Annotated in this window: 17 protein-coding genes; 9 read left to right on the top strand and 8 right to left on the bottom strand. The window is 40.0% G+C overall.

Annotated features, from left to right (window positions below):
• From FLL46_RS22120 to FLL46_RS22110, 3 genes are all read right to left on the bottom strand, one after another.
• On the bottom strand, window positions 1–655 hold a 655-nt coding region (locus FLL46_RS22120), incomplete at its 3' end, for a hypothetical protein (protein WP_142933809.1).
• Window positions 652–1,044 carry a hypothetical protein gene (locus FLL46_RS22115; protein ID WP_142933807.1) on the bottom strand — a complete coding sequence of 131 codons (393 nt, stop codon included), beginning with the start codon at window positions 1,042–1,044 and terminating at the stop codon, window positions 652–654. The genes FLL46_RS22115 and FLL46_RS22120, both read right to left, overlap by 4 nt.
• Window positions 1,045–1,327: 283 nt before the next feature.
• Entirely contained in the window at window positions 1,328–1,585 is a 258-nt protein-coding gene (locus FLL46_RS22110; RefSeq protein WP_142933805.1) for a hypothetical protein, read from the bottom strand.
• An 887-nt stretch (window positions 1,586–2,472) separates the two neighbouring features.
• Here FLL46_RS22110 and FLL46_RS22105 point away from each other — a divergent pair.
• On the top strand, window positions 2,473–2,982 hold the full coding sequence (locus tag FLL46_RS22105) for a hypothetical protein (RefSeq protein ID WP_142933803.1): 510 nt from the start codon (window positions 2,473–2,475) through the stop codon (window positions 2,980–2,982).
• A gap of 143 nt (window positions 2,983–3,125) precedes the next feature.
• Here the strand turns inward: FLL46_RS22105 and FLL46_RS22100 are convergent, their stop codons facing one another.
• Window positions 3,126–4,319, bottom strand: coding sequence for an alpha/beta hydrolase (locus tag FLL46_RS22100; RefSeq protein WP_168204285.1), 1,194 nt, complete (start codon window positions 4,317–4,319; stop codon window positions 3,126–3,128).
• Between the two features lie 184 nt (window positions 4,320–4,503).
• On the opposite strand from FLL46_RS22100, the gene FLL46_RS22095 reads away from it, so the two are divergent.
• The 6 genes from FLL46_RS22095 to FLL46_RS22070 all read left to right on the top strand — a co-directional run bounded on the left by FLL46_RS22095 (window position 4,504) and on the right by FLL46_RS22070 (window position 9,399).
• The gene (locus FLL46_RS22095) at window positions 4,504–6,684 is read left to right on the top strand and encodes a winged helix-turn-helix domain-containing protein (RefSeq protein WP_142933799.1); all 2,181 of its coding nucleotides are present in this window, start codon (window positions 4,504–4,506) and stop codon (window positions 6,682–6,684) included.
• A gap of 243 nt (window positions 6,685–6,927) precedes the next feature.
• The gene (locus FLL46_RS22090) at window positions 6,928–7,287 is read left to right on the top strand and encodes an ArsR/SmtB family transcription factor (protein WP_246119378.1); all 360 of its coding nucleotides are present in this window, start codon (window positions 6,928–6,930) and stop codon (window positions 7,285–7,287) included.
• Window positions 7,288–7,289: 2 nt separating this feature from the next.
• On the top strand, window positions 7,290–7,709 hold the full coding sequence (locus FLL46_RS22085) for an SRPBCC family protein (RefSeq protein ID WP_142933796.1): 420 nt from the start codon (window positions 7,290–7,292) through the stop codon (window positions 7,707–7,709).
• A gap of 10 nt (window positions 7,710–7,719) precedes the next feature.
• A complete protein-coding gene (locus FLL46_RS22080) occupies window positions 7,720–8,355 on the top strand; it encodes a glutathione S-transferase family protein (RefSeq protein ID WP_142933794.1) in 636 nt (211 codons plus the stop codon).
• Window positions 8,356–8,391: 36 nt separating this feature from the next.
• Window positions 8,392–8,892 (top strand): YHS domain-containing (seleno)protein, encoded by a 501-nt coding sequence (locus tag FLL46_RS22075; protein ID WP_142933792.1) that lies wholly within the window; start codon window positions 8,392–8,394, stop codon window positions 8,890–8,892.
• 33 nt (window positions 8,893–8,925) lie between these two features.
• A complete protein-coding gene (locus tag FLL46_RS22070; RefSeq protein ID WP_142933790.1) occupies window positions 8,926–9,399 on the top strand; it encodes a LabA-like NYN domain-containing protein in 474 nt (157 codons plus the stop codon).
• Window positions 9,400–9,446: 47 nt separating this feature from the next.
• Here FLL46_RS22070 and FLL46_RS22065 read toward each other — a convergent pair whose 3' ends face one another.
• The 4 genes from FLL46_RS22065 to nhaA all read right to left on the bottom strand — a co-directional run bounded on the left by FLL46_RS22065 (window position 9,447) and on the right by nhaA (window position 12,969).
• Window positions 9,447–10,316 carry a DMT family transporter gene (locus tag FLL46_RS22065; RefSeq protein ID WP_142933788.1) on the bottom strand — a complete coding sequence of 290 codons (870 nt, stop codon included), beginning with the start codon at window positions 10,314–10,316 and terminating at the stop codon, window positions 9,447–9,449.
• Between the two features lie 333 nt (window positions 10,317–10,649).
• Window positions 10,650–11,108, bottom strand: a complete 459-nt coding sequence (locus FLL46_RS22060) for a GNAT family N-acetyltransferase (RefSeq protein ID WP_142933786.1) — start codon at window positions 11,106–11,108, stop codon at window positions 10,650–10,652.
• Window positions 11,109–11,200: 92 nt separating this feature from the next.
• Window positions 11,201–11,788: a Crp/Fnr family transcriptional regulator gene (locus FLL46_RS22055; protein ID WP_142933784.1), complete on the bottom strand. Its 588-nt coding sequence runs from the start codon at window positions 11,786–11,788 to the stop codon at window positions 11,201–11,203.
• 11 nt (window positions 11,789–11,799) lie between these two features.
• Window positions 11,800–12,969, bottom strand: coding sequence for a Na+/H+ antiporter NhaA (gene nhaA, locus FLL46_RS22050; protein ID WP_142933782.1), 1,170 nt, complete (start codon window positions 12,967–12,969; stop codon window positions 11,800–11,802).
• Window positions 12,970–13,300: 331 nt separating this feature from the next.
• On the opposite strand from nhaA, the gene FLL46_RS22045 reads away from it, so the two are divergent.
• Complete coding sequence (locus FLL46_RS22045; RefSeq protein ID WP_142933780.1) at window positions 13,301–14,548, top strand: helix-turn-helix domain-containing protein; 1,248 nt, start codon at window positions 13,301–13,303, stop codon at window positions 14,546–14,548.
• Window positions 14,549–14,700: 152 nt separating this feature from the next.
• Complete coding sequence (locus FLL46_RS22040; RefSeq protein WP_142933778.1) at window positions 14,701–17,835, top strand: hypothetical protein; 3,135 nt, start codon at window positions 14,701–14,703, stop codon at window positions 17,833–17,835.
• The last annotated feature ends 60 nt before the right edge of the window (window positions 17,836–17,895 follow it).

The raw sequence follows: 17,895 nt of genomic DNA, 5'->3' as shown, positions 1-17,895 counted from the left end.
TGTCACGCACTGTTATGTAATTAGATGACCAATCGGTCGTGCCAACACTGTTGCGCGCCTTAACCCGATAATCGTGTCTGCCCACAGGTAAAGCCTGCTCTAAACTTTCTGAAGGGCCTACGTAAATGGTTTCACCATTTCTTTCGACGGTATATTCTAGAATGGCTGGCTCGGAAATATATTTGAATGTGAAGGTATCACCGATATAGAGCGAGCCGCTATAGCTTATCGCTGGTTGGGTTGGCGCACCAATCACTGAAATTTCTTCACTCAGCGACCAACCACTGCACTCGTTTAAGTTATTACAGTTTTTGCCGCGATATTGGTAGGTTCCCTGAGGGATATCCTGGTCTACATAAATCGTGCTCGTGCCGAAATAGATAGGAGTCCAGGTTCCACTCGTTTCTTTCCGTTCGACCAGGTAGTTTCGCTGAGTCCCCATGTAGTCCCAGCGAACTTCTGCTATCGAAGTACCATCATGCTCTACGACGCGAAAATTAGTCAGCGGGACAACCGGTCCACAACCCTGTGGCAAAAAGTCACAATCCTGGTCCCAGGCATAAACCGTCGGTATTCCTGACGACATACCAAAGAAGCTAACCGGACTAAACGAAATCAATACCAACAACCACAAATAATTCAATTTCCTTATCATTGGACTTCTCCCTGTAAGTGACCTTCATCAGCAACAGTCAACCGGCCGAAACCTGCGACCAATAACTTGCCCGCTAAATTGTTGATGATGATGAAACGGACTGTGAAACTTCCCGCAAAAGATAATGATGACAATAACCCTTTAATAACGATTACCACGCCTGATAAATAGCGCCAGGCTATGCGACCTTGCAACTCCATATTAATCCCCCGATTAAACCGACTACTCAATTTCAAAACATCTCGTTTCTTGTATATTTTTAAACTACAGGATTTGCCCGACAAACCACTATCAATATTCGGACATCCACTAACAAAAATCGGACATTGTTGATAAAAATCAGCAAATTGGCGGTCAATAGAAAGAGAAGCTTTAGAAATGACATTCATAAACTCCCTGAAAAACTTCAATGCGTTAGTTAGGCAAACAGGAACAGAAGTCACGACGTCCCTGGATGATGATCTAAAAACTTTATCAGCAGGGCTGATCAATATCCAGTGACAAACCAGTGCTCAAAAAGGTACTGTCGCTTTTTCGAGCAGACTCGAAAAATGGACAGGTTGATAACCGTGTAACAATGTGATTAACCGACAACCTTCGGCCTGTTTTATCATTAAATTCATGGTTTATTCCTAACGCATCAATGTGATTTTTAGTGTTAATTTTTTTGATTCAATTAATCGATAAACTCGTTTTCGTCGTTGGATGTTCTGGATTAAGGATCGCATTGAGGCGGATGTTTTCGCTGTCGGTAAGTCCGCTCAGTTTGACGTTCATTGGCGGTGGTTGTACTGCCTGGGGCTGTTCCAGTAACGCATGAATTTCCTGCTGAAACTGGCTGATTTTTTCTTCGAGTTGTTTCAGTTTTTGTAGATTAATGGCGGCTAATTGTTGACCACCATATTTTACTTTAAGGAAATAAGCAGACACTCAGCTTAAGATTCTCGTTTTCGCATTTATCTTGTTCTTTATTAAGAAGGATGTATACCAAGTTATGGTAAATCTTAGAGGTGGCAAGACTAAAATAGTCACGCTTACGAAGGAAGAGTTCTCAACGTTACAAATGATAATAAGTAATAATCATCACAATGCTGTAGCAGCGAGCTAATAAAAAGCTTAGCGAGTTAGCCTAGCTTCCCTATTAATAAATTTTGCTGAATACATTCTCACCAACGGCGCGCACTCTCTCCATTTCTAGGAAAAAAGTGCACTTTTTTAGCTCACGGAATAGAGACTGGCTTCAAAGCCTCACTTTTTCTGAGCTTTCAAGACTTGCGACTTTTCACGATTTGAAAGTAAATGAAGACTTTTGAAAGATTAATAATTAGTTAAAAGTCGCTACAAGCCTTTGTTCATAGGCTTTTCGAGCGTGGTAGCTATTAAAGCATTAAATTACGAATGGATTCGTAGCAAATTGGCTTTATCGGGGGTTGAAAAGCTAAAGTTTGACCATATATTAACCAGTACTGTAGTAATAAAAAAAGTGTTTTTTAGTGTGCATAAGTCTCAGTCTATACACCTGAGCCTAAAACTCTGATAAGGCGCGGAGTGGATAGGCTGCTCCAGAGAGGCCAACTTTTTTGGTCAATTCTCCTTTAGAGGTGTCACATGGCGAAGACAAAAAGTCGTAAGCTAAAGAAGGTACATGTACCTGCGCACACCAGAACAGTTAAGGGTAGAAAAATTAGGATCCCGGAGCATTATCGCTCTACTCCTGATTAATCCCTAACTTCGCGCCTGAGCTTCTGTACACTAAAAAACACTTGATGTTCGGAAAGTCGAACTATAAAAGTATGAACTTAGTAGGGAAATTGTTGATGAAGTTTACAAATAACTTGTTTCAAGAAAGGCTATCGGAAAGGGCATTAAAGGCTCGCTGGAATTTGCTTCTGTTTGGAGCGGTCTATTTGCTATTTGTTTATTCGGAGGCAAGTATTTCACAGGTTGCATTTCTAAAGTTTGAACTAGGTAAAGAGCTTTCTCACAATTTTTTTGCTAATTGTTTGCTTCTGTTATTTTCGTTTCATGCAGCAACATTTTTATATTTAGCTATCGAAGGTAATTCTAACGATTTGTTGTCTAACGAATTAATAATGATTAAGGATTTGGAAACACCTGTGAAGCAATTGGCAAATAATACAGGTAGGTATAATCAGTCTGGCGTAGTTGCAGTTGACGATTTTGTTAATAAATATAATTCAGCATTAGAACGCGCGGAAGCGAATTCAAAAATGGGGATTCGACGCTATATATTTGTGGACTTACTACCGCCGTTTGTGATCACCTTGCTTGTAATATCGTCGGCTATTCAGAGATATTGGATCTAATAATCAGTAGCATTTTTCAAATCGTATTAAACTCGCCTTCTACATATTTTCCACCAAAGTTGACATTCAAATTGCCTATAACTTAGGGGGAAAATAAATTGGTAATAACCTTAAATCTATTAACTACATTTGGGCTACCCCGATTATTCGTGATTAATTTTATTCTGAGCTTCTTCTACGGAGTCTTTTAAATAGTCCATTACAGATGGGTCTTTAATCTCTTTTTTCGTAACAATTTTGATTGCATTTTCAAAATTTAATTTAGCTAAAGTAAATTTTTCGGTAAACATATAGCCTCTAGCTAAGCTTGTGTACGCAAATGATGAAGCGGGGTAAGTAGAAACCCATTGTTTCAGAGTGTCGATTGCCAGAGAATTTTTGTGATGTAGAAATTGAGCATCGGCTAAATCCGAAAATACAATTTCAGGGATAGTTATGTCATATTCGTATCGTTTTGATAGCTGTGCGTAGTAGTTTTCAATATCACTTACTGATGCATATTTTCCTAGTTCATCGCTGATCTTAAAGTTAATATCTTCGAACAAATTTGTCAGGCCTTGATAAATGCTAGGGTAAATCGTTGATTGATGTGTTTCATTTTCAAACTGTTTGAATACCCAGTGAAGCGATTGAGGAGCTTTTGCTTCTAGTTGAGCTGCTATTCTTAGCGAATTTGAATACATTCCTCTACCCTCACCTGCGACGGTTAAAAAAAGATTGCCACTATAGCTTTCATGAGATTCACTAAAGTAGGTTAGTTTTTCATCAATTTCATTTTCACCCCACCACGCAGCTGGACTAATTAATAAGTAGTTAGTAAAAGTGCTTGGTGAGCTGACAAGGGTATGCAACCCAAAAACGCCAGAGTTTGAATAACCAATCATTGTTCTATTGGGTTTTACTGGGTAATTTTTTTCGACGAAAGGGAAAAGTTCAGATTGTAAAAATGCGGTAAAATTTTCAGTGCCGCCGAATTGTGGAAATTTTTTCTTAATCCAGCTTTGATGGTTATTTTGGGGCTCTCCTTCGATTGGTGGAATAAAATCTCTCGCTCTATTAGTTGACTCTATACCAACGATAATCGAAGGAGGAATTTTTCTAGCGTTGATTAGCGAGGTTACAATGCCAACTGTAGATGTGAATAGATATTCTGCATCAAATAAGTAAATAACGTGATATGGCTTACTTTTATCGAAATTATCTGGAGTGGAAATCAATAGAGTGCGGCTTTCGTTCAAAAGTTTGGAGTTGATCGTTATTCTCTCGCCTATTGAAATACTGTCTTTTTTGACTTCCTGAGCAGATAATGTACTGCTTAAAAACAAAATGCTAAACAATATGACTCTAAAAAGGTAAGTATTAATGAGTGACGAACAATGTGAAAAGTTAAAGCTGGACCACATATGATTTCCTTAATTAAAATATTTAATATCAATGTGTTACGATAGCGAAAAGAAATCCTCTTTAACAATTAAAAAGCTGACTTTTTGCTGATATTTGACTGAATTTCTATATTGAAAAATGAAATTAAATAAATTTTTACTCGAAGAGCATCAAGTAGATGTTTCTCGGAATCAGATAACAATCAATAACAAAGTTCATAGCCTGCCTCCAAGAGTCATTGCCGTTTTGTGTATGCTTGCCGAAAAACAAGGAGAAGTCATTCACATAGAAGATCTGATGCAAACAGTATGGGAGGGGAGGGTTGTTTCTGCGAATACCTTACAGCGCTGTATTTCGCAATTAAGAAAAGCATTGAATGATGACGCCTCGACTCAGAGAGTCATAAAAACGCATAGCAAAAAAGGTTATAGCCTTGAAATACCGCTCACGCCGCTTAAGCCATTAGAATCTGAAGTAAATGATTCCCAGATAAATGGTTCTGAATTAAATAAGCCTGGTTTGACTAGTTCAGGCTTGATTAATTCAAGTCAAGAAGCACGAGAACCTAAAACGGTTTGGCTTATTTCATCAGCTATCTTGGGTTGTTTAGCTATCGCTCTATTTTTCTGGATCAACCTTTCAAATGAGTCGAACATGGGAGCTTTAGAGGTAAACCAAGGACTAGCCCCTCTAATAACCGTTACGCCGATTACAAGCACTGATGATTGGGAGTCCGCCGCTAGTTTTCAAATGCAAGGCGACTATATTATTTTTCAAAGGCATATTGATGATTGTTACAGTAATATCTGGCTAAAAGATATTTCAACCAGCAAAGAAAGAAAATTAACCGTTAAAAAAGGTATATTTGGAAAGCCGAGCTGGTCACCAGATGGACGTTATATTACCTTCACCGAGAGAAACTCATGCAGACAACTGCAAACTACAGATGAACTATGCTGGTCAGTTAATTCAATCAATATAATTGACGCGCTCTCTGCTCCACAAAAGCCGGCAATAAAAGTAGAGTGCCGAAGCATCCCAACGTGGCAGCCCAAATGGTTACCCGATGGAAGCATTAGCTTTTTAACTGAAAATGATGGAAATGCGTCGATTCAAGTGTACAGTCCGAAAACACAAAGCATCGATACGTTGTACAGAGAAAGTGATAATTATGCTTATGATTATGATTTTTCAGTAGCTAAAGAGTCTTTTGCAGTCCTTGGCTTAAACAAGAATCATGACCACACACTGAGTGTTTTAGACGTGGCTGGTAATCTACTGTCTATCTCTCGAATTAAACTACCGTCAGACTTTCCGACAGATAGGCCGTTAGGTGTTCAGTATCATTCGTCTGGAGAATACCTCATTGCATCGGGTGTTGGCTTTGTATATAGGCTCGATTTTGACGGTGAAATTTCAGAAATAAATTTGGGAGGCAGAAAAAATCTCGCTGAACTTTCCATTCATCCAAATGGTCAGTCTTTTGTGGCAACCGAATTTATTGCTGATACCGACACTATTCTTTTGAGTAAGACGTTAATTGAAACAAATGAAAGAATAATGAATTTGGACATTCACAGATTAGCACGCTCAAACCTCAGTGACGATCAACCAATATTTCAACCTGGCGGTTCTCTAATTGCATTTACATCAAATCGTGCAGGTAACCGACAAATATGGCTATCTAATGGGGAAGTGAGGCAATTAACTAAAAGTACGCAGGAATTGCAAAGTAAAACAATTCGATGGTCGCCTGATGGAAAGAACATATCAGGTGTAATAGAAAATAAGGTTCATATTTGGCAATTAGATGGTACTTACCAAATCATTAACTCCAAGCTAGGTATAGAGTCTATTTTGCAATGGATTTCTTTTGACGAAATGTTAGTCACAGCTATTGTTAACGGACAAAGCACTTTACATTCTCTTAATATAAAAACTAAAACGATGAAAAATTTAGGCCTTAAAAATATTATTTGGGCAAATTATGACGACAAGGGGCTGCTTATATATTTGGATCGTAATGGAAAACTTTGGCGAGGTTTGGAAAAGCCTAAAGAGATTGCTCGATTGAGAAACCAATTAGAACAGCCATCTGTCGTTCTCCGTAAAGGTGTTCTTTATGGGTTAAATAATGCTCGACAATTATGGTCATATAATATTGCTAGCCATTCATTTAAGATTCTTGTGGGATTGCCTGAAAGCACACGATACTTATCGGATTATAATGGTGAGGATTTCCTTATAACCAATATGGCACAACTCAAGAAAGATTTGATTTCAATTGAAATTAAGCGGAGAAAGAACCAACTTAACTAAAGCTAATCCCCGCGACATTTCGGTAAATTCGTTTATAACCGATACTAAATATAGATAGATAAAAATCATTCCGAATGTCTCTTACTCTTAGGATAAAATCGTAGCCTGCTGCCAGTCTGGATGTTTCTTCTTAAGCAAATCTTGCGGAATTTGATTGATTCAATATTTATATTCAACCAAAAGGTTGAATATTGTTTTTACCTGATCTAATATTTAACCAAATGGTTGAATATGAGGTGTCTAGTGGCCAAAACGAAGCAGGAGCCATTGGATCAGGTGTTTATGGCATTGGCAGATGGTACCCGCCGAAAAATGGTGCATATGTTGGCTGAATCGGAACTCAGTGTTTCCGAATTATCGGAGCCATTTGATATGTCGTTAGCTGCGGTTTCGAAACATATCAAAGTGTTGGAAAATGCGCGGCTTATCAAGCGCAGAATAGAAGGCCGCAGTCATATTTTTCAATTGGTGCCAGAACAATTAACCGGGGCTTTAGACTGGATCAGTATTTATCGATACTTCTGGAGTAAACGGATGGATAACCTCGAGCAACTTTTTAACGAAAGCGAGCAAGTGAATGAAGGTAAAAAAAGTGAGGATTAGTCATGTTTGAATTAACCATTAATCGAAAGTTTAGTACATCAGTCAATCAATTGTTTGAAGCCTGGAAGAACCCTGAAGTGATGCAGCGCTGGTTTGCACCGGGGGATATGAGTGTTCCAGAAGCTAGTGTTGATTTTCGTGAAAATGGAGAGTATCGAATTGTGATGCAAGAAAGCGATGGTGAGCAACACGTCGTTGGTGGAACTTACAAAAAAATTGAAGAAAATAAAACATTGGTATTCTCCTGGCGTTGGGAAGGAAGTCCTGCGACGACTTTAGTGGCGTTGCAATTTAATGCGATCAACGAATCGAGTTCTGAACTCGTATTGTCACATAGTGAGTTTGCCGATCAAGAAGCTTGTGATAAGCATGAACAAGGTTGGAATGGGTGCCTGGCCAATTTATTAAAGTTATACCCTTGAGGAGAAAATCATGAAACTCTATTATCATCCGGTATCAACATACTCGCAGAAAGTGTTAATTGCGTTGTATGAAAAACAAATCACCTTTGACTCTGAAATTGTTCAGTTATTTGATCCTGAAGTGAAAGCGAATTACGAAAAAATTTATCCCATCGGAAAAATTCCTTTATTGATTGTGGAAGATGACTGGAAAATTCCCGAGTCAACAATTATTGTCGAATACTTGGAAGGAAACTTTGAACAGGGAACTCAGCTAATACCTTCAGCAAAAGAAGCCGCTCGGCACGTGAGATTTCATGACAGAATGTCTGATTTGTATTTAAACGATCCCACATCAACTTTATTGTTTGAATTGAAGAAAGCTGAAGATATTCGCGATCAGGATAAAATTGCTCGAGCATGCAAGTACCTTGATTTGAGCTATCGATACCTGGATGACAAGCTCCGTGATAGTGACTGGCTGATGGGAGAAAGTTTTACTCTTGCAGATTGTGCCACAATTCCTCCGTTATTTTATGCTCAGCAAATACATCCATTCGGTGATTATGCAAATTTAACTGCATATTACAAAAGAGCAAATGCGCGCGAGTCATACGAAAAAGTATTAAGTGAGGCATTGCCTGCGTTAGAAAAAATGGGAATGTAATTTATTTATTAACTTAACAGGTTGAGGAGTTAACTTATGAATTCACAGTCTAAGCTAACACAAAATAAGAAATTGAGAATAACTTCGGGCATAGTTCTGTTCTTGGTTGTCGCCATAAGCGGTTTCGCATACACGCAAAAGGTATCTCCTTTGTCCTGGGGATGGTGGGGGCCTGTTAATGTTGATGAAGGTGTGGCTATTGGGGGATATGATCCTGTTGCCTACTTTCGATCTGGGACCCCGGTGAAAGGAGAGAGTAAACACCAAGTATCGAACAATGGTGTAAGCTGGTATTTTTCTAGTGAAGAAAATAAAAAGCTATTTGAGTTGACTCCAGCAAAATATCAGCCACAATATGGCGGATTTTGCGCTTTCGCCACCAGTAAAGGTTTTACTGCCGTATCTTCACCGGAAGCCTGGCATATTGAGCAAAATAAACTTTATCTGTTTAACGATAAAAATGTAAGAGAGACCTGGATTTCAGAAATTTCCGACGGTGTTATTGCTCAATCAGATAAAAACTGGAAAACACATTAATATATCGCTCACAATAAGTCTGGATAATTCAATTTGAAAAAAATAGCCATTTTTGTCGACGTTCAAAATATTTATTACACAACGCGTCAAGCTTATAGCAGGCAATTTAACTATCGAAAATTCTGGCAACGGATTTGCGAGCAGGGGGAGATTGTTTCTGCAACGGCTTATGCGATTAACCGTGGAGATGACAGTCAAATTAAATTTCAAGACGCGCTCAAACACATTGGTTTTGAAGTTAAGCTGAAGCCGTTTATTCAACGAAGTGATGGTTCTGCCAAAGGAGACTGGGATGTAGGCATTACTATCGATATTATGGAAGCCGCGAAGGATGTTGACACTGTTATTCTGTTGTCGGGCGATGGTGATTTTGATTTGCTACTGGAAAAAATAAAGTGGGATTATGCTGTCAATGCTGAGGTTTACGGCGTACCGGCGCTCACGGCAAATTCTCTGATTGACTCTGCCAGTGTATTCCACCGTATTGAAGAAGAACTATTGTTATAACCTGTGGAATTTAGCTTGCTTTTAGCATTGGGCTTATCAAAGAGTGGTTACACCATGATTGCTTTTTCTTGTCGGTGCTCAAACCAACTTTGCCAAGTGATAGGCACGATAATCAAAGTTATTCCAAATACTGTCCAGAGATCCAGTGGTTCACTAAATAGAAGCCAACCTAATGCGGCTGCAAAAATTAACCCTGAATATTCAGCCACGGTAATCGCGCCGGCGTCCGCTTTTTGAAATGCCATGATGCTGCAGCCTTGATAAATAATCAGACAAACACAACTGCCCACCGAAAGTAATATCATGTCGAAGGTAATTGGTTGCCAATTGAATAAAGCAATAATTCCTGTGAGTGGTATCGTGAATAAATTACTCCAGAAAATCGTATTAATGGTACTGGAATTTTTCGGTAGCCACTTTACCGATAAGTTATAACCCGCCACTGCAAGTGCAGTGCAAACAGCCAGCAATCCGGCGATACCAAAATATTCCGGGCGCAATGCGACCGCGACACCAATAAACCCCATTAGCGTGACTGCAACACGGTGAATCTTTATTTTTTCTTTAAGCAATATTGTGGCCAGAATAATGGTAAACAGAGGCGCAGAATAAAAAATTACATTGGCGGTGGCCAAAGGTAAATATAGCAAAGCAACAACCGCAGACGGTGCACCAATGTTGGTGAGAATCGCTCTGGCTGCATAAACTTTATTGTTTCCTCGTTGCTTGCTGGCCTCAGGAAGTTTTAACCATAAAGGAAACATCAATGCTAAAACCGCGAGTTGACGTAAAAAAATGTATTGGTAAATACTGACGTCTGTTGCTAGTAGCTTGACAATGACGTCGACAAAAGTCGCGAACAGATTGCCAAGAACGAGCAATATGAAAGCAAATAGAATAGTGCTGTTTTTTGGCATTTTTTCCTCTCTGACTAAATAAGTGTTGCTAATCTGTAACCAGTTTCCCACGCCCTTTACTATGCCTGTTCCTCACTGTCATCTCGACTGAGATCCACGTTGGTCGAGATGACAAGTGTTGTTTACCTGGGCACTCATTAGGAACACTTATTTAGTGGTAGGTTGGGTTGAAGAATGAAACCCAACATTGTCGCTAATACCCACCAATGATGTTGGGTTTGCAACCCAACCTGCAATATTTCACCAGCTAGCATACACAATCAGAACTATGACTTTTCGATTGCAATTAGGAGTACATAAATCCAATTCAAGCTATTGGCCACAGCGAGGTTGCTACTTACTTGCTACTCTCTCCATACCAATATGGGGAATGTCATCTTCCAGATATCCTTCTCCCACGGTAGAAAAACCATGTTGTTGATAAAATTTTTCCAAGTAAGATTGTGCGGAAATGTGGCATGTCTTGTCTGGCCAGCGTTTATCAATAATCTGCAATGCACGTTGTAACAATTCGTGGCCGATACCTGTGCCTCGAAAGTCTGGGTGAGTGATCACTCGGCCTAGCGAAGGCATCTCTGGGTAGCTGATACCTGGCGGAAAAATCCTTAAATAACACGCAATTTGATCATCTTTAACGGAAAAAAGGTGTAGTGCACCAGGTAAGTTGTCCTTACCATCAATATCACTATAAATACAATTTTGTTCAACCACAAAAACGTCAATTCTGAGTTGTAAAATGGCATATAGCTCATCAGTTGTCAGTTCTTTAAAAGATTTAACAAACCACATCATCTTTTATGTTCCTCTTGTTTAATGAGGCTAATTTAGGCGATATTGAGGGAAAGGTAATTAACAATTGTTAATTAGTGAAAATAAAATTTTCATTAAGCCAAATTGAGTCGCTTCTTAATTCGGCTTAGACTAACGGGGCTTAGTCCAAGGTAAGTTGCTAATAGTATCGCGGGCACTCTGTTAACAAAGTCAGGAAACAATCGATAAACTTCTTCGACTTTCTGTTGATTTGAATTAATTAGCAATAACTCTTCCTTAATTTCCTTGTAGAGCAAGTGAGTTTCAACTTGTTTGATATGATAGTTTTTCCACTCGTGATGTCGGTCAACTAATTCTCGGTAAGTCGCTATTGGCAACTGAAATAGTGCGCAATTTTCGACCGCGATAACCGAATAGGGGAGCGGTTGATTAGTCAGCATACATCTAATACCAAAAATAATGTCGTTTTCCCAGTAAAACTCTTTACTGAATTCCTTGCCGTCAGGCGTCACATAAACAGCTCTCAACAAGCCCGACTCAACCAGGTAAAAATGCTTGGGTGCCTCGTCGGCTTGCATTAACACCTGGTTGGCTTTGATTGCCACTTCCTTTGATTGATCAAGTAGTCGTTCAATCTCTACTTTTGGCGCATCAATATGGTGGTTCAGCATTCGAAAAGTTGTCGAATCGTAACGGCTCATTAAGTGATATTCTAATGATTGGGTTTAGCCAACCTTAATAAAATATAACCAAGAATGCCAGAACTAAATGAAGCCACAATGATGGACAATTTATCGGCTGATTGATACACCTGGGTGTCGGCAAAAGCGAGTGAGTTGACGAACAGGCTCATGGTAAAGCCGATACCGGTTAAAATGGCGATGGCATAAAGTTGTAACCAGTTTGAATTTTCAGGTAGTTTTGCTATTCCCATCTTAACTGCGATCCAGCTAAAGAAAAATACACCTAATTGTTTTCCGAAAAACAGGCCAAAAAATATTCCTAGTGACACGTTTGAAAATAGTTGCTCAGTGGATATTTTTTGAAGATCAATTCCAGAGTTAACAAAAGCAAATAGAGGTAGAATTAAAAATGCAACCCACGTGTGAAGCTGTTCTTCAGTCTGTTTTAACATGGAGAAGTTCTCTCCTGAGCGATTGGTAGATTGAATTGGAATAGTAAAAGCCAGTGCTACACCGGCAAGCGTTGCATGGACTCCTGATTTTAATACACTGGTCCATAAAATCAGGCCGACGAAAATGTATGCGGCGCGGATTGCAACATTCAATCTGTTCATGATGACCAAAATGACAAGTGACGAGAGGGCAATTATTATGGAAGTTACCGATAGATCGACGGTGTAAAAAAGCGCAATGATCAGGATAGCGCCCAGATCGTCGATGATGGCTAATGCCATCAGAAATATTTTGAGTGAAAGTGGTACACGGTTTCCAAGCAGTGATAATACGCCAAGTGCAAACGCGATATCCGTTGCCGTTGGGATTGCCCAACCTCGCATGGCAAAGTCGTCCCCTTGGTTAAAGTAGTAATAAAATAAAGCCGGAATTAACATGCCGCCAACGGCAGCGAAGCCGGGCAAGGCGATTTGATCGAAAGAAGAGAGTTGACCTTCCAATATCTCTCTTTTGACTTCTAAACCAATTAAAAAGAAGAATATTGCCATTAATCCATCATTTACCCATAAGATCAATGGCTTATCAATATGGAGCGAACCAAGGCGAAGTTCTACAGGAACATGAAGAAAGCTTTCATAGTGATCAATAAAGTGAGAGTTTTTAAGAATTAATGCGAGAATAGTCGCAAATATTAACAGGATTCCTGCAGATGATTCTTTTTTAAAGAAAGCTTCGATAGTTTTCATTGGTTTTGATGGTTTCCTCATGAGAAAAAGACAAAGCAATGAAAACGTTAATCGTCCAATATTATTCCAGAAATAATGCTGGCTAGTTGGAGTGCAAGAATCAGATGAATTTAGACATAAGCGAAAGGTCGGTCTTGTTTTCGATAAATCTCTCAAAGAGAATTTGTAGAGCTGAATTTATTTATTTTTGTTGATTTTTAGTCGCATCAGTTTATCTCGCCGTCAAATCGCGGTATGAATAACAAAATTCGTCCTGCCGCACCGTTGCCTATACACGTAAAAAACGGAAGGAAAAAAGTAGAGCTTAAGGAAAAGAGGTAAGTAAAATACAATGAATATGGAACCCGGCCTTAACGTCATTTCTGTCATTTTGTTGTTGACGGTTGGTCAGGGACTATTTTTAAGCTATCTCTTATATTTTTCCAAAGGCAGTTTTCGTCAGGCAAATTTATTCCTTTCTTTATTGGTATTGGTGTTTAGTTACATGTTGTTCGATGCTTTTATGAAAGTGTCCATGTACTACTTTGAATTTCCCCACTTAATAGGGATTCATTGCGCCAACAACTATTTGTATGGGCCGCTACTTTATTTCTATGTTCGAAATATGACACAAAGACCTGCGGCCTTCTTCTCACTTCGAGACTTTTGGCATTTTTTGCCCTTTGTGATTTCAATTATTAGGTACATGCCATACTACTTTTCGGAAGAGCAGCAAAAGATCGATGAATGGGTTAACAATATGGCATCTCTTACTGATGCTGGCTACGAGTGGAGTATTTCGTGGAGCAAGATAATGCACTTAATACACATTACAGGCTATTTACTTTTTAATATCAGTTTGACTTCAAAACATCGAGTCAATATTAAGAATGAATATTCCAACATCGAAAAACGTAATCTGTGCTGGTTACAAAATGTATTGTGGCTTCTATCTGCATTATTAATTGTTGCGCTCATTCGACACACGGTGCCACCGTCGCAAGTTAACCTGTTGTTATTTGACAATATTCTAAATCTTAGCATTGCGATCGTTATCTATTTCTTGGGCTTTATGGCAATTCATCAACCTCAGATTTTTACTGCGCCAAACAGGGGAACACGAGATGAAAGCCACTCCAAGAATAACAATTTCGAGAGTGATGTCGGACCTGAGTTATTCAAACCAGACTTAGTCAGACCCAAAGTGAAATATCAAAATACTAATGTTACTGATGCGCTGGCAGAGGATATTAATCGCCAACTTTTGGTTCAAATGAAGTCTGCTAAGCTCTATCAACAAAACGACCTCTCCCTCACTTCGCTAGCGGAAATTCTTGAGGTATCTCCCCATGCATTATCTCAAGTGATCAATGAGTCGCTAAATTGTAATTTTTATGACTTTGTTAATTCTTATCGAATTAAAGAAGCACTGCGTCTGCTGGAACTGCCTGACAAAAAGTTATCGATTCTTGATATTGCCATGGAAGTTGGGTTTAACTCAAAGTCCTCCTTTTACACGGCTTTCAAAAAAAATGTCGGGTTAACTCCCTCGCAGTATAGAAAACAAAAATCCCCAAAAGTACTGGCGACGGAGCAGTAATAAAATTTCAAAGCATGGGTTAAATAGTTCGAATCGACCGAGAAAGACTACTTTCGAAAAAAGACTCGATAATCTGAATGGGTATTTGAGCGTTCAGCGAATCAAAAAGTCAAGTAATCGAAAAATTTTAGTCAACGCAGGAAAGGTGATTCATGATGAAAAACATTTTTAATCGATTTGATATCCGTTGTTTAAACCAGAGCCTATTACTGATTCTACTCTTGCTGAGTTTCAATGCGCTTGCCGTACCTCAGTATTCCTATGTCCCCGCATATCTTAAAGGCACCGAAACCATTAATGGAATTGAGTATAGTGATTTTGGCATATCCGTTGTTAACCTGGGCAATGCGGCGGCCACAGTCACCCCTTATTTCACCAATCGCTCCGGCCAGACGACCACGGGTGAGCCATTTTCCATTGGTATAAACTCGAGTGTTCGCCTTGAAAATGCGCCTGATGGATTTAGCGCGGTCAGGTTGAAGTCCAATCAACCGATCCGTGCCATCAATAACATTATCGCTGATAATAGCGAAATGACCGCTTCTCATGTGGGATTTGAAAAAGGAGCAAACAAACTCTTTGTTCCTCTGATCATGTGCGGTCATTATGATATTAACACCTGGCTTGCCATACAAAATGCCAGTAGCCTGCCGAATCGCATTAAAGTGAAATATTATGATGGGACAAGCCAGGTTGCTGAAGAAGAGTTTACCCTTTTGCGGCATTCAATGAGAATTCTGGATCAGGCGCAAGGTAGCGGCTCAGTAAGTTGCGGCAACGGTTTAGATGAAGATTTCGTTGGTTCAGCAGTCATTACAGCCAGCCAAAAAGCGACGACAGTGGTTAACCAGGTAAGTCCAACAACCATACTCTCTTCGGAGGCTTTTGTCGGTGGCGCGTCGGAATTGTCCCTGCCATTGATTAATATCAATAACTATGGTGTGGGCACTGGCATTGCCGTGCAAAATACCTCGGCACAGGAATCGTTTAATGTGTTGTTGGACGTGACATGTCAAGATCCTGCCGCTTCTTTTCAGAAAAGTGCTGAATTAGGTCCATCGAGTTCGCACAATTTTATTTTTCTGAATTCTGATCAGGAGACTTGTGTAGGCTCCGCAACCTTGACGACTGATTCTAACTCCCCGGACGCTAAAATTGTCGCACTGGTTAATCAGCTAAAGGACGAGCAGGGCTCCGCCTATAATGGTATTGACGTTGAAAAAGCAACCGCAGGCGTGGCCTTTCCCATTATTATGGACAGGCACTATGGCTATTCAACGGCGTTTCAATTACAAAATGTTGGGTCTCAAAGTGCTTTGGTTACTTGCTCCTTCTCAAATTGTTCCGGCAATCAAAATTGTGTTGTCGCAAAAAACATTCAGCCTGATGATAGCGTGACTTTCTATCAAAAAGGCGCATTTGAAGCTGGCTATGTCGGTGCTGCTCTGTGTGTGTCTGATAACCTGAATAGATCGATATTAGGCGTTGCTAACCAACTCGCAGACAATGCTGTTGGCGATCAACTGCTAACTCACAATGGTCTTTCATATCAGCCAAATATTGATCAACAATGCGTTTCGCCCGGAACTTCGGAAACCATTATTTTTGATGATGTCATTGCTGGCGAACAAGTCATTCTGGAAATCAGCGAAGGCGATCTTCACCAGCCTACATGCTTTTACGCCAATTTATCCGAACCCATCGGTATCGATACTGCCATTAGTGAAGCGGTGTTAATTGGTCCAACTCAGTCGTTATTCAATGAGCCTGTGTGCGTGACCTTACCGTTTGATCAGGAACGTTATGAGGCGCTGATAAATGAGGATTATGTAGGAGAGTCCATCAGTATTTTTATAAAAGACCTGGCTGATTTTGGTCAGGGTCAACATCATTCAAATGGTTATCGTCGTTTGAAAACGACACTGGATGTTAGTAACAACACTGCAACTGCCTGCACACTTCAACTGGGTGTTTTTCAAGTGATTGTTTCTGAAAAATTACGTAGTAGTCTGGCGCAAATAGATAAGATAGAGAATCTTGATATGCAGGAAATATGCAAGCCATTTAAAGAATATGTTCAGGCCCCTGATAATGACTGGCCTGAAAACATGGGAATGAAAGTATTGTTTAACGAGGCCAGTGTATTCGAATTTACCCGTGGCACTGTGAAAAAACAAGCGGGTAGTGATAGTGTTTGGGGAATTTGGGATCAGCAGTTCGCTTCGTTTGCGTTTGCCGGAAATGGATTTAATTTTAGTCCTAGTTCATTGGGCGGCGGCGTTTCTTCAGGTGTAGCATGGTCGTCAACAACGGCGGTGTTGGATGCCTGGATTGGATTTTTTGGTTCTTTGGCATATGGCGATAATTGGGATTTAGATAAGTTTGAGAGATTGATCAATCCTTTCACAATATTACTCGACGCCGGCGTTAGTATCGAGCCGTTTATATCCTACACGGATGATCCTGAACAGGGAGGGCATGCTCACATTCCACCTGACGGAACTTTTGGTGCGTCTTTTGGTATTGGTGCTTCGCTAGGTTTGGATATTCCGCTCGACATTCTTGATGATGTCGCTTCGACGGTTCCCAGTATTTCTCTGTCAAATTGGATACCCAATAATGTGGTAACCCAAGCCTTTTTTAATGAGCTTGATGATGGAACAGCATGGTTGAAAAGCAAAGAAATTGGTGGTGTGGATTATAACTACGTGAGTTTTCGACACAGCCTAGACTCTTCCGAACCCTTCGAAAAAAGCGCTCGGAGAATGGCAAAAACCATCGTAAAATCTTCGGGTGGTTTGAATCCGATCGCCGATCTGATTTCGAAAAAAGCAGTTTATGTGGGAGCATGGCGAGATACGCAATGTAAAGACGGGGCTTATCGAGTGGGCAATCAGGACATTCCGCCAAATTTGATCAGCTCTTGTCAATGCGAACTCGGTCATTGTGATTACTATCTTCAGCATTATTCAAAAAGACCGGCTGATACCGATGATTTGTGTAAGTCGAAGTTTAACCTTCTGCCAGGAAGAACCCGCCAGCCAACCTGGAGAGAAAGTTTTTGTCAGGTAGACAAGCGGGGAAATCTGACCGCGATAATCACCCAGGGGATCGGCGGGGACATTATTGGTGATCCTGCTACGCCAGAAAAATGTTCAGAAGCGCAAAAAGGGAATACCTACGGGATTATTTGCTGTCTCAATGAGAAAAAAGGAAAGTTTAAATCTGAAACGACTAAAAACGCTACCGTTGAAGACATTATGAAGACTATGGAGAGCTATCAATAAAGAAGCTCAACTAAACGTATCGGATTTAAGCCTCACCTTGGCTCATCGTTTAAAGGTGAG

The organism is Aliikangiella coralliicola, assembly GCF_007004725.1.
In the GTDB taxonomy this organism is placed as follows: Bacteria; Pseudomonadota; Gammaproteobacteria; order Enterobacterales; family Kangiellaceae; genus Aliikangiella; species Aliikangiella coralliicola.
Note: the sequence above shows the minus strand (reverse complement) of the source record. Positions and strands in the feature narration are given on the sequence as shown.